Annotated in this window: 25 protein-coding genes and 1 riboswitch; of the genes, 5 read left to right on the top strand and 20 right to left on the bottom strand. The window is 71.3% G+C overall.

The annotated features are described in order from the left end of the window. Positions 1–129: 129 nt before the first annotated feature. The gene (locus tag UG56_RS08760; protein ID WP_052693881.1) at positions 130–1,005 is read right to left on the bottom strand and encodes a LysR family transcriptional regulator; all 876 of its coding nucleotides are present in this window, start codon (positions 1,003–1,005) and stop codon (positions 130–132) included. Positions 1,006–1,066: 61 nt separating this feature from the next. Between UG56_RS08760 and UG56_RS08755 the strand changes: the two genes are divergently transcribed. After that, complete coding sequence (locus UG56_RS08755; protein ID WP_045550245.1) at positions 1,067–1,969, top strand: aldose 1-epimerase family protein; 903 nt, start codon at positions 1,067–1,069, stop codon at positions 1,967–1,969. A 24-nt stretch (positions 1,970–1,993) separates the two neighbouring features. Here UG56_RS08755 and UG56_RS08750 read toward each other — a convergent pair whose 3' ends face one another. The 4 genes from UG56_RS08750 to UG56_RS08735 all read right to left on the bottom strand — a co-directional run bounded on the left by UG56_RS08750 (position 1,994) and on the right by UG56_RS08735 (position 4,893). Next, positions 1,994–3,208: an SGNH/GDSL hydrolase family protein gene (locus tag UG56_RS08750; RefSeq protein WP_045550246.1), complete on the bottom strand. Its 1,215-nt coding sequence runs from the start codon at positions 3,206–3,208 to the stop codon at positions 1,994–1,996. Between the two features lie 91 nt (positions 3,209–3,299). Then, positions 3,300–3,767, bottom strand: coding sequence for a PH domain-containing protein (locus UG56_RS08745; RefSeq protein WP_045550247.1), 468 nt, complete (start codon positions 3,765–3,767; stop codon positions 3,300–3,302). Then, complete coding sequence (gene hisG, locus UG56_RS08740) at positions 3,751–4,596, bottom strand: ATP phosphoribosyltransferase (RefSeq protein WP_045550248.1); 846 nt, start codon at positions 4,594–4,596, stop codon at positions 3,751–3,753. Before hisG ends, UG56_RS08745 begins: the two co-directional genes overlap by 17 nt. 33 nt (positions 4,597–4,629) lie before the next feature. Continuing rightward, positions 4,630–4,893, bottom strand: a complete 264-nt coding sequence (locus UG56_RS08735) for a phosphoribosyl-ATP diphosphatase (RefSeq protein ID WP_008359350.1) — start codon at positions 4,891–4,893, stop codon at positions 4,630–4,632. Between the two features lie 107 nt (positions 4,894–5,000). On the opposite strand from UG56_RS08735, the gene UG56_RS08730 reads away from it, so the two are divergent. Continuing rightward, the gene (locus tag UG56_RS08730) at positions 5,001–5,255 is read left to right on the top strand and encodes a helix-turn-helix domain-containing protein (protein ID WP_045550249.1); all 255 of its coding nucleotides are present in this window, start codon (positions 5,001–5,003) and stop codon (positions 5,253–5,255) included. Beyond that, positions 5,252–5,872 (top strand): hypothetical protein, encoded by a 621-nt coding sequence (locus UG56_RS08725; protein WP_045550250.1) that lies wholly within the window; start codon positions 5,252–5,254, stop codon positions 5,870–5,872. Before UG56_RS08730 ends, UG56_RS08725 begins: the two co-directional genes overlap by 4 nt. 15 nt (positions 5,873–5,887) lie before the next feature. Here UG56_RS08725 and UG56_RS08720 read toward each other — a convergent pair whose 3' ends face one another. The 4 genes from UG56_RS08720 to UG56_RS08705 all read right to left on the bottom strand — a co-directional run bounded on the left by UG56_RS08720 (position 5,888) and on the right by UG56_RS08705 (position 9,787). After that, positions 5,888–6,421: a gamma carbonic anhydrase family protein gene (locus UG56_RS08720; protein WP_045550251.1), complete on the bottom strand. Its 534-nt coding sequence runs from the start codon at positions 6,419–6,421 to the stop codon at positions 5,888–5,890. A gap of 11 nt (positions 6,422–6,432) precedes the next feature. After that, positions 6,433–7,503 carry a cation diffusion facilitator family transporter gene (locus UG56_RS08715; protein WP_045550252.1) on the bottom strand — a complete coding sequence of 357 codons (1,071 nt, stop codon included), beginning with the start codon at positions 7,501–7,503 and terminating at the stop codon, positions 6,433–6,435. Further along, positions 7,500–7,856, bottom strand: coding sequence for an ArsR/SmtB family transcription factor (locus UG56_RS08710; protein ID WP_045550253.1), 357 nt, complete (start codon positions 7,854–7,856; stop codon positions 7,500–7,502). Before UG56_RS08710 ends, UG56_RS08715 begins: the two co-directional genes overlap by 4 nt. A gap of 689 nt (positions 7,857–8,545) precedes the next feature. Then, on the bottom strand, positions 8,546–9,787 hold the full coding sequence (locus tag UG56_RS08705) for an HNH endonuclease signature motif containing protein (RefSeq protein ID WP_045551254.1): 1,242 nt from the start codon (positions 9,785–9,787) through the stop codon (positions 8,546–8,548). 467 nt (positions 9,788–10,254) lie between these two features. Here UG56_RS08705 and UG56_RS08700 point away from each other — a divergent pair, with 467 nt between their 5' ends. After that, the gene (locus UG56_RS08700; RefSeq protein WP_045551255.1) at positions 10,255–10,863 is read left to right on the top strand and encodes a class I SAM-dependent methyltransferase; all 609 of its coding nucleotides are present in this window, start codon (positions 10,255–10,257) and stop codon (positions 10,861–10,863) included. Between the two features lie 75 nt (positions 10,864–10,938). On the opposite strand, the gene ribH is transcribed toward UG56_RS08700, so the two are convergent. The 11 genes from ribH to UG56_RS08650 all read right to left on the bottom strand — a co-directional run bounded on the left by ribH (position 10,939) and on the right by UG56_RS08650 (position 18,969). Further along, entirely contained in the window at positions 10,939–11,421 is a 483-nt protein-coding gene (ribH, locus tag UG56_RS08695; RefSeq protein ID WP_045551256.1) for a 6,7-dimethyl-8-ribityllumazine synthase, read from the bottom strand. Continuing rightward, positions 11,421–12,689 (bottom strand): bifunctional 3,4-dihydroxy-2-butanone-4-phosphate synthase/GTP cyclohydrolase II, encoded by a 1,269-nt coding sequence (locus UG56_RS08690; RefSeq protein WP_045551257.1) that lies wholly within the window; start codon positions 12,687–12,689, stop codon positions 11,421–11,423. Before UG56_RS08690 ends, ribH begins: the two co-directional genes overlap by 1 nt. Further along, positions 12,686–13,282, bottom strand: coding sequence for a riboflavin synthase (locus UG56_RS08685; protein WP_045551258.1), 597 nt, complete (start codon positions 13,280–13,282; stop codon positions 12,686–12,688). Before UG56_RS08685 ends, UG56_RS08690 begins: the two co-directional genes overlap by 4 nt. Further along, positions 13,282–14,349 carry a bifunctional diaminohydroxyphosphoribosylaminopyrimidine deaminase/5-amino-6-(5-phosphoribosylamino)uracil reductase RibD gene (ribD, locus tag UG56_RS08680; protein ID WP_052694097.1) on the bottom strand — a complete coding sequence of 356 codons (1,068 nt, stop codon included), beginning with the start codon at positions 14,347–14,349 and terminating at the stop codon, positions 13,282–13,284. Before ribD ends, UG56_RS08685 begins: the two co-directional genes overlap by 1 nt. A 93-nt stretch (positions 14,350–14,442) precedes the next feature. Continuing rightward, positions 14,443–14,589: riboswitch (FMN riboswitch) on the bottom strand. A gap of 50 nt (positions 14,590–14,639) precedes the next feature. Continuing rightward, positions 14,640–15,308, bottom strand: coding sequence for a ribulose-phosphate 3-epimerase (gene rpe, locus UG56_RS08675; protein WP_177191444.1), 669 nt, complete (start codon positions 15,306–15,308; stop codon positions 14,640–14,642). Between the two features lie 28 nt (positions 15,309–15,336). Continuing rightward, entirely contained in the window at positions 15,337–15,993 is a 657-nt protein-coding gene (locus UG56_RS08670; protein ID WP_045551259.1) for an HAD family hydrolase, read from the bottom strand. Between the two features lie 18 nt (positions 15,994–16,011). Continuing rightward, a complete protein-coding gene (locus UG56_RS08665) occupies positions 16,012–16,617 on the bottom strand; it encodes a cytochrome b/b6 domain-containing protein (protein ID WP_218145169.1) in 606 nt (201 codons plus the stop codon). Beyond that, positions 16,610–17,323, bottom strand: a complete 714-nt coding sequence (locus tag UG56_RS08660) for a molybdopterin-dependent oxidoreductase (RefSeq protein ID WP_084100748.1) — start codon at positions 17,321–17,323, stop codon at positions 16,610–16,612. Before UG56_RS08660 ends, UG56_RS08665 begins: the two co-directional genes overlap by 8 nt. A 7-nt stretch (positions 17,324–17,330) precedes the next feature. Beyond that, positions 17,331–18,368, bottom strand: a complete 1,038-nt coding sequence (locus UG56_RS08655; RefSeq protein WP_218145168.1) for an alpha/beta fold hydrolase — start codon at positions 18,366–18,368, stop codon at positions 17,331–17,333. A gap of 54 nt (positions 18,369–18,422) precedes the next feature. Beyond that, entirely contained in the window at positions 18,423–18,569 is a 147-nt protein-coding gene (locus UG56_RS28290) for a hypothetical protein (protein WP_177191443.1), read from the bottom strand. Continuing rightward, positions 18,535–18,969 (bottom strand): Ohr family peroxiredoxin, encoded by a 435-nt coding sequence (locus UG56_RS08650; RefSeq protein ID WP_045552206.1) that lies wholly within the window; start codon positions 18,967–18,969, stop codon positions 18,535–18,537. Before UG56_RS08650 ends, UG56_RS28290 begins: the two co-directional genes overlap by 35 nt. A gap of 170 nt (positions 18,970–19,139) precedes the next feature. Here UG56_RS08650 and UG56_RS08645 point away from each other — a divergent pair, with 170 nt between their 5' ends. Then, positions 19,140–21,845 (top strand): helix-turn-helix transcriptional regulator, encoded by a 2,706-nt coding sequence (locus tag UG56_RS08645; protein ID WP_071326984.1) that lies wholly within the window; start codon positions 19,140–19,142, stop codon positions 21,843–21,845. Positions 21,846–21,972: the final 127 nt, after the last annotated feature.

The following is a 21,972-nucleotide window of genomic DNA, read 5'->3' as shown; positions in this document are numbered from 1 at the left end:
GCGTGCTCCATCCAATCGGTTCATATATGTCTAACACACTAGACATTGACCTTGTGGGTGTTCCAGCACGTCCGGGCAGCGAGCAAGACCAGGATCGAGATGCTGCGATAAATCCTCTCTATACCTCGGTCACGCGTCGGTCAGCTCCTGTGCCAGCGCGACGAACTGCTCGACCAGCGCACCACCGCGCTCCTCCAGCCATACGAGCGACACGCTCACCCGCGTCGCCGGGGTCAGCGCGACGACCTGTGCCCCGGCCCGCGACGCCGCGCCGGCCATGCCCTCGGTGAGCACGGCCACCCCGGCACGGGCCAGCACCAGCGGGATGATCGAGGCGACGTGAGCCGTCTCGATGGCGACCTCCGTGGGCAGGCCCGCGGCCTCGAGGCGGGCGTCCAGGAACGTACGCAGCGCCGTGCCCGCCGGCGTCGCGATCAGCCCGATCTCGGCGAGCTCCTCGATCCCGACCTCCTCCGGCGCCTCGGCGGAGGGTGGCAGGACCGCCACCAGCTCGTGCTCGGCGAGCCGGTGCGAGCCGAACGGGCCGTGCGGAGGCGCGCCGTCGATCAGCCCCACGTCCGCCTCCCCCTTGCGCACCTGGTCGAGCACGTCGGAGCGGTGCTGCGGGTCGGTGACGACCACCTGCGCGGCGGGCTGGATCCGCCGGAACTCGGCGAGCACCGGCACCAGCGGCTCGACCGCCCACACCGTGCTGGAGGTGATCGTGAGCCGGCCGAACCCCTCGTCGGAGACCGAGCGGACCGCGCCCGCGGCGAGCTCGAAGCCGCGTACGACCCGACGGGCCGGGCCGAGCAGCGCCGAGCCCGCCGGGGTGAGCCGCACTCCCCTGCCGTGGCGTTCGAAGAGCGGGCCGCCGAGCTCGCGCTCGAGCCCGCGCACGGCGTACGACAGCGACGGCTGGGCCACGTGGAGCCGTGCCGCGGCGCTGGTGAAGCTGCCGGCCTCGGCGATCGCGAGGAAGAACTCCAGCTGTCGTCGCTCCATGGCCCGAGGCTAACCCGACCGGTCACCGCGTCCCTCCGGGCACCTGGATAGCCTTGGGCGCGTGCTGAGACCGAGTGGAGAGCAGTTCACGATCGACGGCGGCGGCTACTCCGCCACGGTGACGGAGAGTGGTGGGTCGCTGCGGCTGCTGTCCTACCAGGGGCGCGACCTCATCGCCGGGTTCGGCGACGACGAGCAGTCCAAAGGCGGCAAGGGTCAGCTGCTGGCGCCGTGGCCCAACCGGATCCGCGACGGCCGCTACGAGTTCGGTGGGAAGAGCTACCAGCTCGGGCTCACCGAGGTTTCCCGCAACAACGCCTCCCACGGGCTGGTGCGGTGGGCACAGTGGCTGCCCATCGACGAGGCCAAGGACTCGATCACCCTGGCCACCCGGCTGATGGCGCAGAGCGGCTACCCCTGGACGCTCGACCTCGAGGTGACGTACGCGATCGGGCCCGACGGGCTCACCGTGACCCAGTCGGCGACCAACCACGCCGACTCCCCCGCGCCCTACGCGGCCGGCGCCCACCCCTATCTCACCGCGGGCGAGGGACCCGTCGACGGCTGGACCCTCACCCTTCCCGCGCGGACCCGCCTGCTCTCCGACCCGGAGCGCAAGCTGCCGACCGGGAGCGAGCCGACCGCCGGGACCGCCCACGACTTCACCTCGGCCAAGCTCATCGGCGACGTCGTCCTCGACCATGCCTTCACCGATCTCGACCGTGCCGAGGACGGCCGGGCGACGGTCACCATCCAGGGGCCGGACGGCGGGGTCGCGCTCTGGGTCGACGAGCGCCACCCGTGGCTGATGGTCTACAGCGCCGACGACCAGACGCCCACGCGCGGCGGTCTCGCCGTCGAGCCGATGACCGCTCCCCCGGACGCCTTCAACTCCGGCACCGACCTGGTCTCGCTCGCGCCCGGCGAGCGGCTCGAGGTCACCTGGGGCATCACGGCGCTCTGACCGTGCAGATCTGAGCGCCGCGGCCTAGCGGTCGCACTCCAGCAGCGAGAGGTCGAACGCCTCGGCCATCGCCGCATAGCCGGCGTCGCCGGGGTGGAGGTGGTCCCCGGAGTCGTACGCAGGCAGGAACCGCGCCGGCCGGTCGGGGTCGCGGGTGGCGGCGTCGAAGTCGACGGTGCCGTCGAACTCGCCCGACGTGCGGATCCACTCGTTGACCGCGGTCCGCACCCGGTCGCGCTCGGGGGTGTAGCGGCTGCCGCCCTCGTACGGCGTCAGGGTGGCGCCGACGACGCACACGTCCTCGGCGTGCGCCTGCGCGATCAGCTCGCGGTAGGCGGCGATCAGGTCGGCGGCCTCGTCGGCGAGATCCCAGCGGATGTCGTTGATCCCCTCCAGCAGCACGACCGTGGAGACGCCGGGCTGGTCGAGGGCGTCACGCCGGAAGCGGTCCAGACCGCGCTGGCCGCCGGTCCCGTCGGCGAGGAGGCGGTTGGCGGAGATGCCCTCGTTCATGACGCCGAACCGGCCGGCGAACCGGCTGCCCGCGATCCGGTCGGCCAGTACGTCCGGCCAGCGCCGGTTCGCGCCGACGGTGGAGCCGCTCCCGTCGGTGATCGAGTCGCCGAAGAGCACCGCGGTCCGCACTCGGCGCGGCTTCTCGATGACGACGCTCTCGACCCAGTACCAGCTGGAGATCTGCGTCGTGAACGCCGCGCCGGACTCCTGGCCGGCGACGTCCGCGCCGGGTGTCCCGGAGACGTAGGAGGTCTGCACGGCCACGTCGTGCCCGGTGATCGGGCCGCTCTCGCCGACGACGTGGAAGCTGACCGCGAGGGTGGTGTCGGCCGGCACCGTCGCGTCGACGGGATCGCTGAGCACCTCGGTGCCGGGGGCGACGGTGACCTGGTCGGCACCGGCGAAGGTCATCGGCCGGTTCGTGCCGCGCACGACCGCGGCTCCGTCCCCGGCCAGGCCGAGGTGCGCCGAGGTGAAGGTGACCGGACGGTCGCCGAAGACGTTGGACAGCGTGATCCGTACGCCGGAGCCACCCAGCGAGGTGTGCACCAGGTTGCGCACCGACCGGTCGGTGAGCCCGGCGGCGCCGGTGGCACCACCCACCTCGTCGGCCGAGGCACCCCAGGTGCCGACCGGGTGCACCGGCGCGGCCTGGGCCGGGACGGTCGCGACCACGGCGAGCACGGTGGCCAGCACGGCGAAGCCACGAGTCCAGAAGATCACGCCGACACGCTAAGTCGCGATGGCCGCCACGATCAGCGGTTTACGAAAGGATTCCCCGAAGCGTAGTAATCGGGTGGCCGGACGGTCGCTGCTAGGACAGCTCCTCGACCAGCGTACGCAGCGTGCGCACGGCCTTGCGCGACGAGAGCCCGTCGGCGGCCTGGATGCCGAGCGCGGAGATGTTGTGGCCCGAGGACAGATCGATGTTGGGCCAGGGAGCACCGCGCGGGAAGTTGATCGCGAGCACCTCGGCCCACTCCAGATCGCGGCGCTTGTAGCCGTTGACCACGGTCAGGCCGTCCTCGCGGGCGACGACCCGGGACCGGGTCAGCGCGTGCACGCAGGCCACGATGCCGAGGCCCAGGGCTCCGAAGGTGAGCCGCTCGAAGAGCGTGACCTGGGCCTTGATCTCGGGCGTGAACCCGACCCAGACCATCGTGCACATCACTGCCAGCGCGGCCACCAGGAACCAGCCCATCACGCGAGCCCCGAGCGGGCGCCAGGTGTGCGGAAGCTTCACCGGCAGCTCGGTTCCGGAAGGCTCAGATCCGGCAGGCATTGATCTCCGTCAGCAGGATGGCCCGGGCGCCCACGGCGTAGAGGTCGTCCATCAGCTTCTGCGAGCCCTTGCGCGGCACCATCGCGCGGACGGCCACCCAGCCCTCACGGTGCAGCGGGCTGACCGTCGGACCCTCGAGCCCGGGCGTCATCGCGGAGGCCTGGGCGAGGTCCTCGGCGCGGATGTCGTAGTCCATCATCACGTAACTGCGCGCGATCAGGACGCCGTCGAGACGGCGCCGGAAGGTCTCGTAGGCCGACGGCAGCTGCGCGCCGGAGCGGGTGATCACCACGGCCTCGGAGTGCATGATCGGCTCGCCGAAGATCTCCAGCCCGGCCTGCCGCATCGTGGAGCCGGTCTCGACCACGTCGGCGATCGCATCGGCGACACCGAGCTGGATCGAGGTCTCCACGGCGCCGTCGAGGCGGGTCACGCTCGCGTCGATCCCCTCGCGCTCCAGGAAGGCGGAGACGACCCCGACGTAGGAGGTCGCGATCCGCTTGCCGCGCAGCTCCTCGACCGAGGTGAACGCGCCGGCGCGGCCGGCGAAGTGGAACCGCGAGCGGCCGAAGCCGAGCCCGATGACCTCGTCGGCCTTGGCGCCGGAGTCGAGGAGCAGGTCGCGGCCGGTGATGCCGATGTCGAGGGTGCCCTCGCCGACGTAGAGCGCGATGTCGCGCGGGCGCAGGTAGAAGAACTCGACGCCGTTCTCCTCGTCGATGAGGGTCAGGCGCTTGGAGTCGTCACGCTGGCGGTAGCCCGCCTCGCGCAGCAGCTCGGAGGCCGCGACGGACAGCGACCCCTTGTTGGGAACGGCGATCCGGAGCATGCCCTCGGCAGATGTTTCAGTCATGGGTGATCCCTACAGGTGTGAGTAGACGTCGTCGATCGAGATGCCGCTGGCGAGCATGAGCACCTGGGCGTGGTAGAGCAGCTGGGAGATCTCCTCCGCAGTGGCTTCCTTGCCCTCGTACTCGGCCGCCATCCAGGACTCGGCGGCCTCCTCGACCAGCTTCTTCCCGATCGCATGGACCCCGGCGTCGAGCTGTGCCACGGTGCCGGATCCTTCAGGTCGGGTCCGGGCCTTCTCACTCAGCTCGGCCCAGAGCTCGTCGAACGTCTTCACGAGCGTCAAGCCTAGGCCGTACGCGACCTCGCGCCCGAATCGTCTCACCTGGGCGATAGCAGTCCTGCTATCGACAGGCATAGCAGGACTGCGATAGCGTCGATCTCGTGAGCACCGACGACGAGGACGCCACGTTCTACGCCGGGATCGCCGCGCAGGTCACCGAGCACCGGGTCGCGCGAGGGCTGTCCCAGCGCGAGCTCGCCGAGCTCTGCGGCACGACCCAGTCGGCGATCGCACGGCTGGAGTCCGGGTCCCGCCCACCCAAGATCGACACCCTGCTGCGCGTGGCAGCCGCCCTCGACTGCCGGCTCGAGGTCGCCTTCCACGCGCGCACCAGCCTCCCTGGGAGAACGCCATGAAGACACCGATCGCGGCCGATGAGGTCGAGTCGACCCGCACCGAGCGGTTCCTGGCCGTCGCACTGACCGCCTTCCTGCTCGTCGGCACCGTCTGGTTCTACGTCAAGGTCGAGGACTGGTGGCCGCGCTACCTCGACTGGGACCAGTGCAACAACGGCGAGACGCCGTGCGAGATCCCCGGCCACGAGGCGATCCAGATCGGCGTACGACTCGGCTTCATCGCGATCCTCTGCCTGGTCGGCTTCTGGGCGCTCTACCGGCTGCGCCGCGGCGGCTCGCGCTTCCTCCCGCTCGGCTTCGCGCTCGCCGCGACCGGGGTGATCATGGCGCTGGTCTTCGCGCTGCACTACACCTTCGAGTACGCCGACTTCGGGCCGCTCATCCTGTCCCTGATCGGCGCGGCGGCGACCGTCGGCGTGTTCGTCGCGGTCCAGCGGCTGCTGGCCAAGCGGATCCCGGCCATGCGCGTACGCAAGGGCGACTGCCCCTACTGCGGCTACCCGGTCCGCGGCAAGCACTGCGAGGGCTGCGGCCGCGAGACCATCGCCCCGTGCACCACCTGCGGGGCCGACCGCCGGGTCGGCTCGTTGTACTGCGTCGCCTGCGGAGCGGAGTAACCCTCAGGTTCAGGGTCAGGGTTGAACCGGGCGTACGGTCGCGCGGTGCAGCTTCATGAACTCGACATAGCCAGGCGCGTTGAGCTCCAGGATCGCCGCCGGGTTGGTGCCGGGCTCGATGGTGCCGCGGATCTTCGCGGGCACGCCCATCACCAGGCTGTGGTCGGGCACCTCGGTCCCCTCGACCACCATCGCGCCGGCAGCGATCAGGCAGCCGTCGCCGATGACGACCGAGTCGGAGACCACGGCGCCGTTGCCGATCAGCGAACCGGTCCCGATCCGGTCCCCGTGCACCACGCAGCCGTGGGCGATGGTGCTGTGCGGACCCATCTCGAGGGAGGAGCCGGGACGTACGTGCAGCACCGAGTTGTCCTGAACGTTGGAGCCTTCGCCGATGACGATCGGCCCGACGTCGGCGCGGAGCACGGCGCCGTACCAGACGCTGGCGTTCGGGCCGAGGCGTACATCACCGATCAGCGTCGCCGTCGGCGCCACCCAGGCGTCGGGATGGATCTGCGGACTCTTGCCGTCGAATTCGAAGATGTTCATCGGAGCAGAGCCTAGGGGTGCGCTCCGTCGGGGCTGATGTGGAGGACCACACTGGCCAGGCGCGGCAGCGCCTCCAGGAGGTGCTCCTCGGCGTGGTGGGCGATGTCGTGGCCGGCGGAGACGGGAAGGTCGGCCGAGACGGTGATGTCACCGTCGGCGTGGAGCGTGTGCCCGATCCACCGCAGCCGCAGGCTGCGGACCTCGAGCACGCCGTCCACGGTGCCGACGGCCTCCCGCGCCCGGCGTACGTCCTCGGGGGTGACCGCGTCCATCAGCCGCGCGCCCACCTGCTCGAGCGCCGAGCGCAGCACACCGAGGATCGCGACCGCGATCAGCAGTCCGATCAGCGGGTCGGCCCACGGCATCCCGACCGCGACCCCGCCGGCGCCGAGGACCACCGCCAGCGAGGTGAAGCCGTCCGTACGCGCGTGCAGACCGTCGGCGACCAGCGCCGCCGAGCCGATCTGACGACCGACCCGGATCCGGTAGCGCGCGACGATCTCGTTGCCGAGGAACCCGACCACGCCCGCGGCCGCGACCGCCCAGACGTACTCGACCTCGCGCGGATGGAAGAGCCGGTCGAGCGCCTCCCAGCCGGCCAGGATGCTGGACAGGGCGATCATGGCGACCACGAAGAGCCCGGCGAGATCCTCGGCCCGCCCGTACCCGTAGGTGAACCGGTCGTTGGCCGGACGCCGGGCCAGCCAGAACGCGACGAGCAGCGGCACCGCCGTCAGCGCGTCCGCGACGTTGTGGAGCGTGTCCCCCAGCAGCGCCACCGACCCGGTCAGGGTGACGACGACCGCCTGGAGTGCCGCCGTCAGCGCCAGGACACCGAGGCTGATCCACAACGCCCGGCGGCCGCGTACGTCTGCCTCCAGCGCCTCGTCGACCTGGTCTGCGGCATCGTGGGAGTGCGCCCCGAAGACGTCGGAGACCGCATGCCGGACCCGGGCCCACCGGCCGTCGTGGGCATGTCCGTGGCCGTGCCCGTGGCCATGGCCATGGCCGTGGCCATGCTCATCGGCGTGGTCGTGCGCGCCCGCGTGGTGGTCGTGGCGGTGGTGCAGCGCGTGAGTCATGCCGACTCCTCCCCCGTTCGGTGGTGAGCCGGGACCTGGTCGAGGAGATGCTCGACGTGACCGATCGTGTCGAGGACCAGCTGGCGTACATGCCCGTTCTCGACGCGGTAGAGCACCGAGGTCCCCTCCTTCCGCGTCGTCACCAGCCGCGCCATCCGCATCTTCGCCAGATGCTGCGAGACCCCCGGCACCGGCTTCTCGAGCATCCCGGCCAGCTCAGAGACGGACCGTTCCTCGTCCAGCAACAGCCCCGCGAGCTGCAGACGTGTGGGATCGGCCAACATCCGCAGCACCTCGACGGCAAGGGTCACGACGTCGTCGCCCCACACCGGAGGTTGCGTATTTGCATGCATGCGCAAATTATAGCGCCACGACTCCCCTAAAGCACCCCGCCCCAACAACGCCGAGCCGGCGCATCTGCCCCAGACCACACGCCCGAGTCGGCGCATCTGCCTCGCCCCACACCGCCGAGTCGGCATGCCTGCTCCGCGTACGGGGAGTGGATCGCGAGGATTCGCAGCCGAACAAAAGCCGTTCATAAGGCCGAACGCCTGAAGCCGGAATGCGCGGCAGTGACTGCAGCAGAGGCGGTGCCGAGACCGGGGTCGAGCTGGTGATCCGTCGGCCAGGCCAGCATGAGCTACCCCCCAGCATGCCGCTAGTAGACCGCGTGTCAGCGGCGCCTGGACGCGGGCGCCGGCCGCGTAGACGTCAATCTTTCAACGACCCTCGCCGCACCGGCGATCGTCCATCAAGCGCCTTGCCCGCATCCCGCGCCACCGGACGCACCAGCCCAGCATCACCGGACAGAGACATGCATCGGCTCGGCGCCACCGCCCGGGACACACACGCCGGCCCGGCACCACCGCACGGAACACACACGCCGACCCGGCACCACCGCACGGAACACACACGCCGACCCGGCACCGTGGCGCGGGAGACGCGCCGACCCGGCACCGTGGCGCGGGAGACGCGCCGACCCGGCATCGCCTGGCCGGCGTGCGCGGTCGACGGTGAGGGGTAATTGCTCTGACCGGTCGGCCTAGGTGCGTCTGGTGAAGCGGATCTGGCCGTTGGGGAGGCGTTCGTGGAGGTAGGTGGGGTCGTGGGCGCGGTGGTGGTGATGGCTGCAGAGGAGTGCCGCGTTGGCCAGGTCGGTCGCACCTCCGTTGGCCCATTCGATCCAGTGGTGGGCCTCGGCCCAGGTGCCGGGGATGTCGCAGCCCTCGGCCTCGCAGGTGGCGGATCTGAGGAGGAGCGCGCGGCGTTGGGCGGCGGTGAAGAGGCGTTCCTTGCGGCCAAGGTCGAGGACCTCGGAGTCACCACCGAGGACGGCGGGGATGATGCCAGCGGTGCAGGCCAGCCGCCGCGCCTCGGCGGCGGTGATCGGGGTCCCACCCAGCACCTGGGCGATGCCGGCCTCGGTACGGAGCTGATCGAGGGCGATGGTCACGATCACGGTGGTGGCGTCCCCGCCATGGATCGGCAGCCGGGCCGGGTCGAGGGTCTCCAGCAGCTGACAGAAGGCCGATCCCATGCGGCGGTCGTAGGGCAGGTAGTCGCCGGTCTCGGTGCGGGTGCCGTCCTCGCGCCGGGGTGAGGCGAAGGCCTCCAGGTTGGTCGCGAGCCGGTCCGCGCATGCGTCCGGGACCACGGCCGTGATGCGGGTGGTGCCGTCCCCGAGGCGCCGCATGCTCAGTCGGGTCTTCTTCCGGGCGTGGGCCTCTTCGGCGGCGAGGCGTTTCGCTTCTTCGGCCTCGGCGATCTCGGGGGCGATCACATCGAGGATGCGGCGGCCGAGGCGGCGCAGCTGGGTGGGGTCGAACTGGGTGGCGTAGGCGAGGAGGGTCTCTTCGGCCTTGGTCTTGACCTCGACATCGAGGTCGGCGGGGAGTTCGTCGAGAGCCTGGGTGATCACCTGAGCCTGTGCCGGGTTGCAGGCACCCGTCCGCATCGCCGCGGCGACCAGGCCATAGGACCGGTCCAGTGCGGTAGCCAACCGGAGGTCGGCCCGCAGGGTCTCGGGGCGCTGGTGGGTGTGGTGGTGCAGCCAGGCCGCCACATCCCGGGCGGCGCTCTCCGCTGCGACGTCGTCAGCAACGGCGAGCACGCGCAGTTCGAGCTCGGCCAGCTGGGCCTTCGCGCGGGCGATCTCGAGCAGGGTGGTGGCCTTCTGGTCGGTGCCCATGAACGCCGGGTTCGCCTCCGCAACCCGATCCAGCGCGCCGGTGACCGCGACCACGGCCCCCAGCACGGGGTGTTGGGGCTGGTGCAGCGTGGTCATCGAAACGGTCACCTCCCGACGTACGAACTCAAGGATCTGCCCACGCAGATCCGTCTGGTTCGCTGGTCTCGGAGGCCCGGCAATACGGGCTATTACTTACCCTCGCAGCTCAGCGTTCACGCCCCTGGTTCCCCTGGAATACCCACACCTTTCGAATGGTGGGCACGCCTCTTTCGAGGTGGTCGGCCATCACGTTCACGCCTGCGCCGAGCCTACCACACCAAGCAAAATGAACCCAACCCAATCAGGGACAGGTATCCCCACCAAAACCCAGACCGCTGCTGGAACCCAGACAAGACACCCGAATGGCACCCAACCCAGACACCCTGGCCTGTAAATCTCCCAACCCAGACAACGTATTGGCCCCACCCGCGCTGGAACCCAGACCCGAGACCAACGGACACACATCCAGATCCCCGCCCGATCCGCGGCCAGCGAGCAGCCGAACCCACTACCCTCGACCCCCGATGACCATGACCGAGATCGGCGCCGCCTACGACGGCCGCGCCAGCGAGTACATCGACCTCTTCGGCACGATCGACAAGCTCGCCGAGCAGGACCGCGACACGATCACCAGGTGGCGTGACAGCACGACCGGCCCTCTCCTGGACGCCGGCTGCGGCCCCGGCCTCTGGAGCCAGGAGCTCACCGCAGGCGGCGTACGCGAGGTCGTCGGGATCGACGCCTCGGCCGAGTTCGTCGCCGCCGCACGAGCGCAGTATCCAGGACCCAGCTTCCAACGAGCGGACCTCGCCGCACTCCCCCTGGCCGACCGGTCGATCGGCGGCATCCTGGCGTGGTACTCGATCATCCACACCCCACCCACCCAACTCCCCGCGATCCTGAGCGAGTTCGCGCGGGTGCTCGCGCCCGGCGGCTCGGCGCTGATCGGCTTCTTCGACGGCGAGCCCGGCGAGGCGTTCGATCACGCCGTGCACACCGCCTACTACTGGTCCGCCGAGGCACTCGCAGAGCAGCTCGCGCCGCACGGGTTCACGGTCGGACAGGCATCAGCCCGACAGGACCCGGGCGCGCGTCGCCGCCAGGGTGACCTGGTCGCGACCTTGATCAGCTGAGCCCGAGTCGGCGCATCCTGACCGAAAAGCCCACCGAGTCGGCTCGTCATGACGAGCCGACTCGGCGGTGGGTGATCAGTAGTGACGTACGCAGTCGCGCAGGGTGAGCGCGGTCTCCATGGCCGCCGCGGCGGCCTCGTAGCCCTTGTCCTCGTGGGACCCCTCGAGGCCGGCACGGTCGAGCGCCTGCTCCTCGTTGTCGCAGGTCAGCAGGCCGAAACCGACCGGCACCACGTGGTCGATCGCTACCCGGTTGAGGCCGTCGGTGGCGGCCGAGCAGACGTAGTCGAAGTGCGGGGTGCCGCCACGGATGACGACACCGAGCGCGACGATGGCGTCGTAGCCCGACTTGGCCAGCGCGGCCGCGGCGACCGGGAGCTCGAAGGCGCCCGGCACCCGGACGACGGTCAGGCCGCCGACGGAGGCGTCCTTCAGGGCCCGCTCCGCACCGTTCAGCAGGCCGTTCATGACCTCGTCGTGCCAGCGCGCGGCCACCACGGCGACCCGCAGGTCGCTCGCGTCGACGACCTCGGGGGTCGGGGCTCCCTTGCCACTCATCAGTTCTCCTCGGCTCCGTTGGACTCGGACTTGTTCGGCTCGGACAGATCGGGCAGCGCGTGACCCATGCGGTCACGCTTGGTCAGCAGGTAGGCGAGATTGTGCTCGTTGGGCCGCGGGGTGAGCGGGACCCGCTCGGCGACCTCGACGCCGTACGCCTCCAGGTGGCTGACCTTCTCGGGGTTGTTGGTCAGCAGGCGTACCGAGTCGATCTTGAGGTCGCGCAGGATCTGCGAGGCGGCGCCGTAGTGGCGGGCGTCGGCCGGCAGGCCGAGGTCGAGGTTGGCGTCGACCGTGTCGCGGCCGCCGTCCTGCAGCTGGTAGGCCTGCAGCTTGGCGAGCAGCCCGATCCCGCGGCCCTCGTGCCCGCGCAGGTAGACCACCACGCCGCAGCCGGCCTTCGCGATCCTGTCGAGCGCCTCACGAAGCTGCGGTCCGCAGTCGCAGCGCTGGGACCCGAACACGTCACCGGTCAGGCACTCCGAGTGCACCCGGGCGAGGACCGGGTCGCACCCGGAGACGTCGCCGTGGACGAGCGCGACGTGCTCGACCCCGTCGTCGATGGTGCGGTAGCCGTAGGCGGTGAAGTCACCGAACTCGGTGGGCAACCGCGTCACGGCGCGTCGTTCGACCAGCACCTCCGTACGCCGCCGGTAGGTGACCAGGTCGGCGATCGAGATCATCGCGAGACCGTGCTCGTCGGCGAACTCCCGCAACTGCGGGGCGCGCTGCATGGTGCCGTCGTCGTTGACCAGCTCGACCAGCGCACCGGCGGGCTCCAGCCCGGCCAGCCGGGTGAGGTCGACGGCGGCCTCGGTGTGGCCGACCCGCACCAGCACTCCCCCGTCGCGGGCACGCAGCGGGAAGACGTGGCCGGGACGGGTCAGATCGCCGGCCACCGACGACGGGCCGGCGAGGAGCCGGGTCGTGAGCGCCCGGTCGGCGGCCGAGATGCCGGTCGAGACGCCCTCGCGGGCGTCGACCGAGACCGCGTACGCGGTCTGCTTGCGGTCCTCGTTGACACGAGTCATCGGGGGCAGGTCGAGCTCGTCGAGCCGGTCGCCGGGCAGCGCCACGCAGATCACGCCGGAGGACCAGCGGATCGCGAACGCCATCACCTCCGGGGTCGCCAGCTCGGCGGAGAAGATCAGGTCGCCCTCGTTCTCCCGGTCCTCGTCGTCGACGACCACGACCGGCTTCCCGGCCGCGAGGTCGGCGATCGCGTTCTCGACCGGATCGAGCCGGACCCCCACATACTGCTCCGTCATGACCGAACCCCTCCCAGAAGCTTCTCGACGTGCTTGGCGATGATGTCGGTCTCGAGGTTGACCTCGTCGCCGACGGCCCGGAACCCCAGCGACGTACGCGCCAGGGTCTCGGGGATGAGGCTCACCGTGAACGAGTCGTCGGTCACCGAGACGACGGTGAGGCTGATCCCGTCCACCGCGATCGAGCCCTTCTCCACGACGTAGCGGACGAGCTCCTCGGGCAGCGAGATCGTGACGACCTCCCAGTGCTCGCTGGGCTCGCGGGAGACGATGCGTCCGACGCCGTCGACGTGCCCCTGGACGATGTGGCCGCCGAGGCGGGTGGCCGGGGTGACCGCGCGCTCGAGGTTGACCTGGTCGCCGACCGAGACCGCGTGCAGGCTGGTCCGCTTGAGCGTCTCCAGCATCACGTCGGCCGTCCACTCGTTCTCCCCCAGCGTGGCGACTGTCAGGCAGCAGCCGTTGACCGCGATCGAGGCGCCGAGCTCGGCGTCCGACAGCACGGTCGCCGCGGAGATGGTCAGGCGTACGGCGTCGCCCTGGTCCTCGATCCCGGCGACGGTGCCGAGCTCCTCAACAATCCCGGTGAACATCACTGCTCCCCTTTCTGTGGTTCCAAGATGAAGCGCACGTTCGGCTCCTCGCCGGGCGCGGCCGGTTCGAGCACGTCGACGGAACGTACGCGCGGCCGGAAGGCTTCGGAGATGGTGGTGATCCCGAGGTCGGCGACGGCCGAGCGGCCGGCGCCGAGCAGGAACGGGGCGACGTAGACGACGATCTCGTCCACGAGTCCCACCTCCAGGAAGGCCGCGGCCAGCGTCGGCCCGCCCTCGAGGAAGACATGGCGACGCTCGCGCTCCCACAGCTCTGCCAGAGCGGAGCGCGGGTCGCGGGTGCGCAGGTGCAGGGACGGCGCCTGGTCGTCGAAGATCCGGCGGTCGTCAGAGAGGTCGCGCGACCCCATGACGACCCGCAGCGGCTGTACCCCGACCGGCCGGTCCTCCAGGTCACGGACCGTCAGCGCGGGGTCGTCGACGGCGACCGTGTTGGTCCCGACGAGCATGGTGTCGCTCAGCGCCCGCAGCTTGTGGGTGTCGAGCCGCGCGGCGCGCGAGGAGACCCAGCGCGAGGTGCCGTCGGCGGCGGCGCTGCGCCCGTCGAGGGTGGTGGCGAACTTCCAGGTGACGTAGGGGCGCTGGAGCTCGGCCGCCCGGGTCCACACGCGGTTGAGCTCGCGGGACTCCGCGGCGTACAGGCCCTGCTCGACCTCGATCCCCGCGTCCTTCAGCCGCTCGGCTCCCCCGGCGGCGACCGGGTTGGGATCGGCCTGGGCGTAGACGACGCGGGCCACCCCTGCCTCGATCAGCGCCTGCGAGCAGGGCCCGGTGCGGCCGGTGTGGTTGCACGGCTCGAGGGTGACCACGGCAGTCGCTCCGCGGGCGGCCTCGCCGGCCTTCGACAGCGCGTCGACCTCGGCGTGCGGGGTGCCGGGCCCACGGTGGAACCCCTCGGCGATCATCGACCCGTCCGCCCCCAGGAGTACGCAGCCCACCCGTGGGTTCGGGTAGGTGGCAGGGCCCGGGGCACCGATCGCAGCGGCCAGGTCCAGGGCGCGACGCATCGCCCCCGGCTCCGGGTCACGCTGGTCCAAGCACTTCATCTGATCCCCTCTGGTCCGTCTCACGGACTCCGGGGTTCAGGCCGAGACATCGCGGCGCGCGCTGTGGATCCAGGGCGGTCACGACGAATCGGGCTGCGTGCGTCTTCCCATCCGGACTTTAACCGTCGGTCCAGGATTCTCACCTGGTCAACCGATGACTGGCTGCCATCGGGTCGCGGACTTCTGGACGTTGATCCAGTCACCGCCGGCTCGGAATTTCACCGACCCCAGAGCACGCGAGCACAAGCTCGTCGGAGACCAGTGTGCCACACGGGTGGCACGAGGCCCGATCAGGCGTCAGAGGCTGAGACGGCCTTGTCGCGCAGTGCGTTGACCATCGCGTCGGGGTCGTCGGCCGAGTAGACCGCGGAGCCGGCGACGAAGACGTCCGCGCCCGCCTCGGCGCAGCGCTCGATCGTCTCCAGGGAGACCCCGCCGTCGACCTGCAGCCATGTCTCGACACCATGCTTGTCCATCATCGAACGCGCACGGCGGATCTTCGGCAGCACCAGGTCGAGGAACTTCTGTCCGCCGAACCCGGGCTCGACGGTCATCAGCAGCACCATGTCGAGCTCGGCCAGCATGTCCTCGTAGGGCTCGATCGGGGTCGCCGGCTTGAGCGCCATCGAGGCGCGGGCGCCCTTGGCACGGATCTCGCGGGCCAGCCGCACCGGAGCCTTGGTCGCCTCGACGTGGAACGTCACCGAGCCGCAGCCGGCCTCGACGTAGGCGGGCGCCTCGCGGTCGGCGTTCTCGATCATCAGGTGCGCGTCGAGGGGCACCGACGTTGACCGCGAGATCGCCTCCACCATCGTCGGCCCGAAGGTCAGGTTGGGCACGAAGTGGTTGTCCATCACGTCGACATGGATCCAGTCGGCGCTGGGGATCCGGGCGACCTCGGCCCCGAGGGCGGCGAAGTCGGCGTTGAGGATGGACGGAGTGATCTGGATGTGGCCCACGACAGGCACCCTAGATGACCCCGAGGGCTCAGAGGGCAGCCAGGTCGGCGTACGTCATTCCCTCGAGCGTGTCGCGGAAGACCCGGCGCTCACCAGGAGCGACGGGGACGTGGTTCTCGATGACCAGGACGGTGCAGCCGGCGGCCTCGGCGGAGCGGGCGCCGGTGTTGGAGTCCTCCACCGCGATGGTGTCCTCCGCCGCGACACCGAGGGCGGCGGCCGCGGTCAGGTAGGGCTCGGGGTGGGGCTTGCCGTTGGCGACCATGTCACCGGTCACGATCACCTTGAAGGTGCCCTCGGGGAGCTCTTTGAGGATGGGGCCGACGAAGCGGGCGTACGACATCGTCACCAGCGCACAGGGCACACCGTGCTCGACCAGGTCGGTGAGCAGCTCGCGCGCTCCCGGGCGCCACGGGACCTCCTGCTCGACCTGCTCGACCACGCCGTCGAGAAGCATCTCGACGATCTCCTCCGGCTCGTGCGGAAGGCCCATCCCCTCCTTGACCAGCCGCGCCGACTCGATCAGCGCGTTGCCGACCAGCTCCATCGCCTGCTCCTCGGACCAGGTCGCCCCGAAGCGCTCCGCGATCGCGTACTCGGCCGCGACCCAGTAGGGCTCGGTGTCGACCAGGGTGCCGTCCATGTCCATCAGGACGGCCTTCGGCAGGCTCTGACTCGAGTTCATACGTCGACTATTCCATGGTCACGGCCGCGGTCCCCGGGCGACCTCGGAGAACCACGCGCCGTGCTCCTCACGTGCCCAGGCCGGCGACACCTTTCCCGTACGCATGCCCCGCCACGCCTCGGGATCGGCATAGGCGTGGCGCACATGTCCGGCGACAGCCAGGACGATGGAGAAGGCGCCGAGATCGTGGACGAAGAGCACGCTCGCACGCGGGATCCACGGCAGCGCGAACCTGAACCAGAGCAGCAGCCCGGTGCCGACCATGACGACCACGGCACCAGCGATCCAGGCGGCGTACAGCTTCTGTCCCGCGTTGAACTTGCCGGCCTGACGGCCGCGCCGCGGAGCGCCTCGGAACCACCGGCGGTCGGCGTCGGTGAAGCGGTCGATGCGGCGCAGGTCCGCGCGCAGCGCGCGCGAGAACAGCCCCACGAGAAGCGGCACCGGGAGCAGGACGCCCGCCCACTCGTGCACCGCCGCCACCAGCGGGCGGCGCCCGACGGCCTCGGCCAGCGGCCCGACGTAGAGGCATGCTGCCGCGACGATGCACACCACGAACAGCGCCGCGGTCACCTGGTGGACCACGCGTACGGAGAGCGCGAACCGGTCCATGCGCTCATCCATCGACCGGCTCCTCCCCCGGCAGCCAGCCGTCGACGGGATAGCCGTACTCCTCCCAGTAGCCCGGCCGTACGGTGCTGGTGACCTCGATGCCGGAGAGCCACTTGGCGGACTTGTAGAAGTACATCGGTGCCACGTACAGCCGGACCGGGCCGCCGCTGACATGAGCGATCGGCTCGCCCTGCATCCGGGTGGCGACGAGAACGTCCCGGCGCCGGGCCTGCTCGAGGGTCAGACTCTCCGAGTAGGCCCCGTCGAAGCAGGTGAACCGTACGGCCGTGCCTTTCTCCTGGACGCCGGCGGCGTCGAGCAGGTCGGAGAGCAGGACTCCCTCGAACGGCACCTGCTCGACCTGCCATCCGTCGGTGCAGACGACGTCGTGGGTCACGGTCGTCTGCGGGAGCGCGGCGAGCATGTCCAGCGTGTACGTGGCGGGGCGGTCCACCAGCCCGCCGATGTCGAGCCGATAGCTGACGGCGTCCTTGTGGGGCACCGACCCGACGACGCTGAAGTAGCGGAACCCGCCGGAGCTGGGGACCAGGCCGGAGAGGCTGGTCGGGTCGTGCTCGGCGACCGCGCTCAGGCCGGCGTCCCATCCCCGGCGCAGGGCCGGTGCGGCCGCGACCGCCGCCGCACCCAGCCCGATCGTCGCCAGGAACACCCGTCGGCCGACCGGTTTCCCGGCGCCGCGGTCGAGACCATCGGTCATGTCGACCTCACAGCCTGTCCGCGTCGAGGACCGCGCGGGCGAAGTCGGCCGGGGCCTCCTGGGGCACGTTGTGCCCGATGCCGGCGAAGGTGCGGTGCTCGTACGGGCCGGTGAAGTGAGCGCGGTAGCCCGCTCCGTCGCCGGCCGGTGTGAAGGGATCGGCAGCCGGGTCGATGGTGATCGTCGGGACCGCGATCGGTGGCGCCGCGGCGAGCTTGCGCTCCAGGGCGTCGTAGCGGCGCGCGCCGTCGGCCAGGCCGAGGCGCCAGCGGTAGTTGTGGAGCACGATGTCCACGTAGTCGGGGTTGCTGAACGCCGCGGCCGTGCGGGCGAAGGTGGCCTCGTCGAACGACCAGGTCGGGGAGTTGAACCGCCACACGAGCCTGGCGAGGTCGGTGCCGATCTTCGGGTCGGCGAGGCCCTTCGCGCCGCGCTCGGTGGAGAAGTAGTACTGGTACCACCAGGCCCACTCCGATGCCGCCGCGATCGGGGTGCGCTGGGCCTCGCGGTTGGTGATCAGGTAGCCGGTCACCGACACCAGCGCCTTGACCCGGTGGGGCCAGATCGCGGCGATGATGTCGCCGGTCCGCGAGCCCCAGTCGTAGCCCGCGATCACCGCCCGGTCGATCCCCAGCGCGTCCATGAACTCCGTGACGTCGAGGGCGATCCGGGACTGCTGCGCGTTACGGAAGGTGTCGGGCGAGCGGAAGGTCGTCGAGCCGAAGCCGCGGAAGTACGGCACCAAGGCTCGATAGCCCTGGCGAGCCAGGATCGGCGCGACCTCGGCGTAGCTGTGGATGTCGTAGGGCCAGCCGTGCAGCAGGATCACCGGCCGGCCGTCGCGCGGCCCGAGGTCGACGTACCCCACGTCGAGCTCGCCGGCGTCGATCTGGAGGACGTCGTCGAACGACGCGCTCGCTCGTCCGGGGCGAGCGGCCCGGGCGTACGCTCCCTCCGCCGCCGCGGGGCCGGCTGTCGTCGCCGCCAGCCCGGCTGTCGTCGTCGCGGCCAGGCCCACCGCCTTGGCAAAGGTCCTGCGGTCCATCATGGTCATCTCGTCTTTCGTCTCAGGTCCGGGTCGCTCAGGTCGGGGATGTGGTCAGTGGAAGGGGTTCGGGCCCTCGAACCAGCCCAGGGCCGCGTACGCATCGCGCATGAGTGCCTCGGCGGCCCGGGCGAGCACGTCGCTCGCCTCGGGCCGCCGCTCGGCCTCACGCGGCGCGGGCGAAGAAGTCCACGTCGACATTGCCGGTGATCGCCTTGGAGTAGGGGCAGATCTGGTGGGCGCGCTTGGCCAGCGTGCCGATGGTCTCCTCGTCGAGGCCGCCGACGACGATCTCGAGCTCGGCGCTGAGGAAGAACTCCTCGGTGGGGTCGGTCGTCTCGGCGTGGTTGAGGGTGACGTTCGCGGTCACCTCGATGCTGTCGAACCGGATCCGCTCCTCGGCGGCCGCCCGGCGGAACGCGCCCATGAAGCAGGCCGACCAGCCGGCGGCGAAGAGCTGCTCGGGGTTGGTGGCGCCGCCGGCGCCGCCGAGCTCCTTCGGGATGGCCAGGCCCAGGTCGATGAGGCCGTCGGGGGACGCGAGGTGGCCGCCGTTGCGTCCCTCGCCGGTCGCGGTCACGGTGCCGGTGTAGCTCGCCATGTCAGTTCTCCTTGTGGTTCTGGGTGGGTGTTGCTCGGTGATGACGACTTTCGCCCGGGACTCACGGGCCTGGCGCCAGGGAGACCCACTGGTCGACTCCCTGGGCGACCCGGGAGAATGAAGGCGCTCCACTGGTGATGACCGACTCGAGGTGTCGATTGAAGATGGGGATGCCCGCCCTCACGGGGCGGCAGGCCGAGCAGGAGACCCTGGATCGGCTGATCCGCGGGGTGCGGGCCGGAGAGAGCCGCGTGCTCGTCCTGCGGGGTGAGGCAGGCACCGGCAAGACGGCGCTGCTGGACTATCTCGCCGAGCGGCCCGGCGCGGGCCGGGTGATCCGCGCGGCGGGCGTCGAGCCCGAGTCGGAGATCGCCTACGCCGGCCTGCAGCAGGTCTGCGCTCCCCTGCTGGACCATCTCGACCGGCTCGCCGAGCCCCAGCGCCAGGCGCTCTCCACCGCGTTCGGGCTCAGCGCCGGCGACCCGCCGGAAGCGCTCGTGGTCGGGCTCGCGGTGCTCGGGCTGCTCGCCGAGGCCGCGACCGACCAGCCGCTGGTGTGCGTCGTGGACGACGCCCAGTGGCTCGACCGGATGTCCGAGGTGATCCTCACCTTCGTCGCTCGCCGACTCGATGCGGAGTCGGTCGCACTCGTCTTCGGCGTCCGCAGTCCTGACGACGAACAGCTGCTGCCCGACCTTCCGGAGCTGCGGATCGGGGGCCTGGCCGACGCCGATGCCCGGCTCCTGCTCGAGTCCGCGCTGCCTGGACCGGTCGACGCCCGGGTCCGTGACCAGATCGTCGCGGAGACCCGCGGCAACCCGCTCGCGCTGCTCGAGCTGCCCCGCGGGCTCACCCCCGCGGAGCTGGCGTTCGGCTTCGACGGCCAGAGCGCCAAGCCGCTGGCCAGCCGCGTCGAGCAGGGCTTCCAGCGGCGCATCGCCGAGCTTCCCGAGCCGACCCGGAGGCTGCTGCTCACCGCGGCGGTCGAGCCGGTCGGCGACGTCACCCTGCTGTGGCGTGCGGCCGAGCGGCTCGGGCTCGACCTGGACGCCGCCGCGCCCGCCGAGGCCGCCGACCTGATCTCGATCGGCACCCGCGTCCGGTTCCGCCACCCGCTGGTCCGCTCCGCCAGCCGGCGCTCGGCCGGGCCCGCCGCCCTCCGGGCGGTCCACCACGCGCTCGCGGAGGTGACCGATCCCGCCCAGGACCCCGACCGCCGAGCCTGGCACCGCGCGCACGCGGCGATCGGCCCCGACGAGACCGTGGCCGCCGAGCTGGAGGAGTCCGCCGACCGGGCGCTGGCCCGTGGCGGACGAGCCGCCGCAGCGGCGTTCCTGGAGCGGGCGGTCGAGCTCACCACCGACCCGGCGAGACGGGCCGGGCGAGCCCTGGCCGCGGCCGAGGCACGGTTCGCGGCCGGTGCGATCGCCGAGGCCGCGCAGCTGCTCGACACCGCCGAGATCGGCCCTCTCGACCTCGCTCAGCTCGCCCAGGTGCAGCGTCTGCGCGCCCGGCTGGCGTTCGCGCTCAACACCGGGCGGTCCGTGGTGCCACCGCTGCTCGAGGCGGCGGGTCGGCTCGAGCAGCTCGACGCCGGACTCTCCCGCGAGACGTACGTCGCGGCGATCGCCGCCGCGATCAACGCGGGCCGGCTGGGAGGCGACGACCTGCGCCGGACCGCCCTCGCGGGCCGGGAGGCCCCGCGCGGCGAGGACGTGACCGGGCGCCTCCTGACCGGGCTGAGCACCTGGGTGCTCGACGGTCACGCCGCCGCCGTGTCGTTGCTCACCGGCGTCGTCGAGGACATCGGCACCGAGAACGATCTCGAGCTGGCCTGGCTGTCCAGCGCGGTGACCCACGAGATCTGGGACGCCGGGGCCTACTTCGATCGCTCCGCGGACCTGCTGGGCTATGCCCGTGCCAGCGGCCGGCTCTCGTTGCTCGGAGCCACGTTGAGCTTCCGCGCCACGGCCCTCGTCCACGCCGGCCGCTTCGCGGAGGCCGCCACGATCCTCGCCGAGGCCGACGCTCTCGGCGCCACCGTGGGCGTCTCTCCTCACCCTGCCAGTGCGGTGATCCTGGCTGCCTACCGCGGTCGCGAGGAGGAGGCGACGGCCGCCATCGACGCCTGCGTCGGCTACGCGCGAGCGTCGGGGGTCGGCTGGAACCTCGGGGTGGCGGCGTACTGCCGGGCGGTGCTGTGCAACGGCCTCGGTCGCTACGCCGAAGCGCTCACGGCGGCGCAGGAAGCCGTCGCGTTCGAGGACCTCGCGGTGACGCAGTGGGCGCTGGCGGAGCTCGTCGAGGCGGCGGCGCGCAGCGGTGCCGATGACGTCGCGTCGGCGGCGCGCGACCGGCTCGTCGCGCGCACCTCCGTCGTCGACACCCCCTGGGCACGCGGCACCTCGGCCTACGCCGACGCGCTGACCGACACCTCCGGCGAGGCCGAGAAGCACTACCGTACGGCGATCGACGAGCTCACCGCGGCCGGCATGACGCTGCACGCGGCTCGGGCACAGCTCCTCCTGGGCGAGTGGCTGCGGCGGCAGAACCGTCGCAACGAGGGGCGTCAGCAGCTCCAGGCGGCACACGAGCTCTTCGCGGGCATCGGCGCCGAGGCGTTCGCCGAACGAGCGGCCCGGGAGCTCGCCGCGACGGGCGGTGTGGCCCGGACACGTACGCGTGGGGCCGAGGTCGACCTCACCGCGCAGGAGGCCCAGATCGCGCGGCTGGCCGCCGCGGGACGTACGAATCCGGAGATCGGCGCGGTGCTGTTCCTCAGCCCGCGTACGGTCGAGTGGCACCTGCGCAAGATCTTCACCAAGCTCGGCATCACCTCGAGGCGGGCGCTGGCCACGGCGCTGCGCGACCAGTGAGCTGGCCCGGGCCAGGGTGGCCCGGGCCAGGGTGCACCCCAGGGCATCACCCTGGCGCCGGCCGGGCGCCTGTTCCGCGAGTCTCCTCATGTGCCCGAACCGAGCGGGCCCATCACGAGGAGAGATG

It is taken from the genome of Nocardioides luteus (assembly GCF_000960475.2).
GTDB lineage: Bacteria > Actinomycetota > Actinomycetes > Propionibacteriales > Nocardioidaceae > Nocardioides > Nocardioides luteus_A.
Note: the sequence above shows the minus strand (reverse complement) of the source record. Positions and strands in the feature narration are given on the sequence as shown.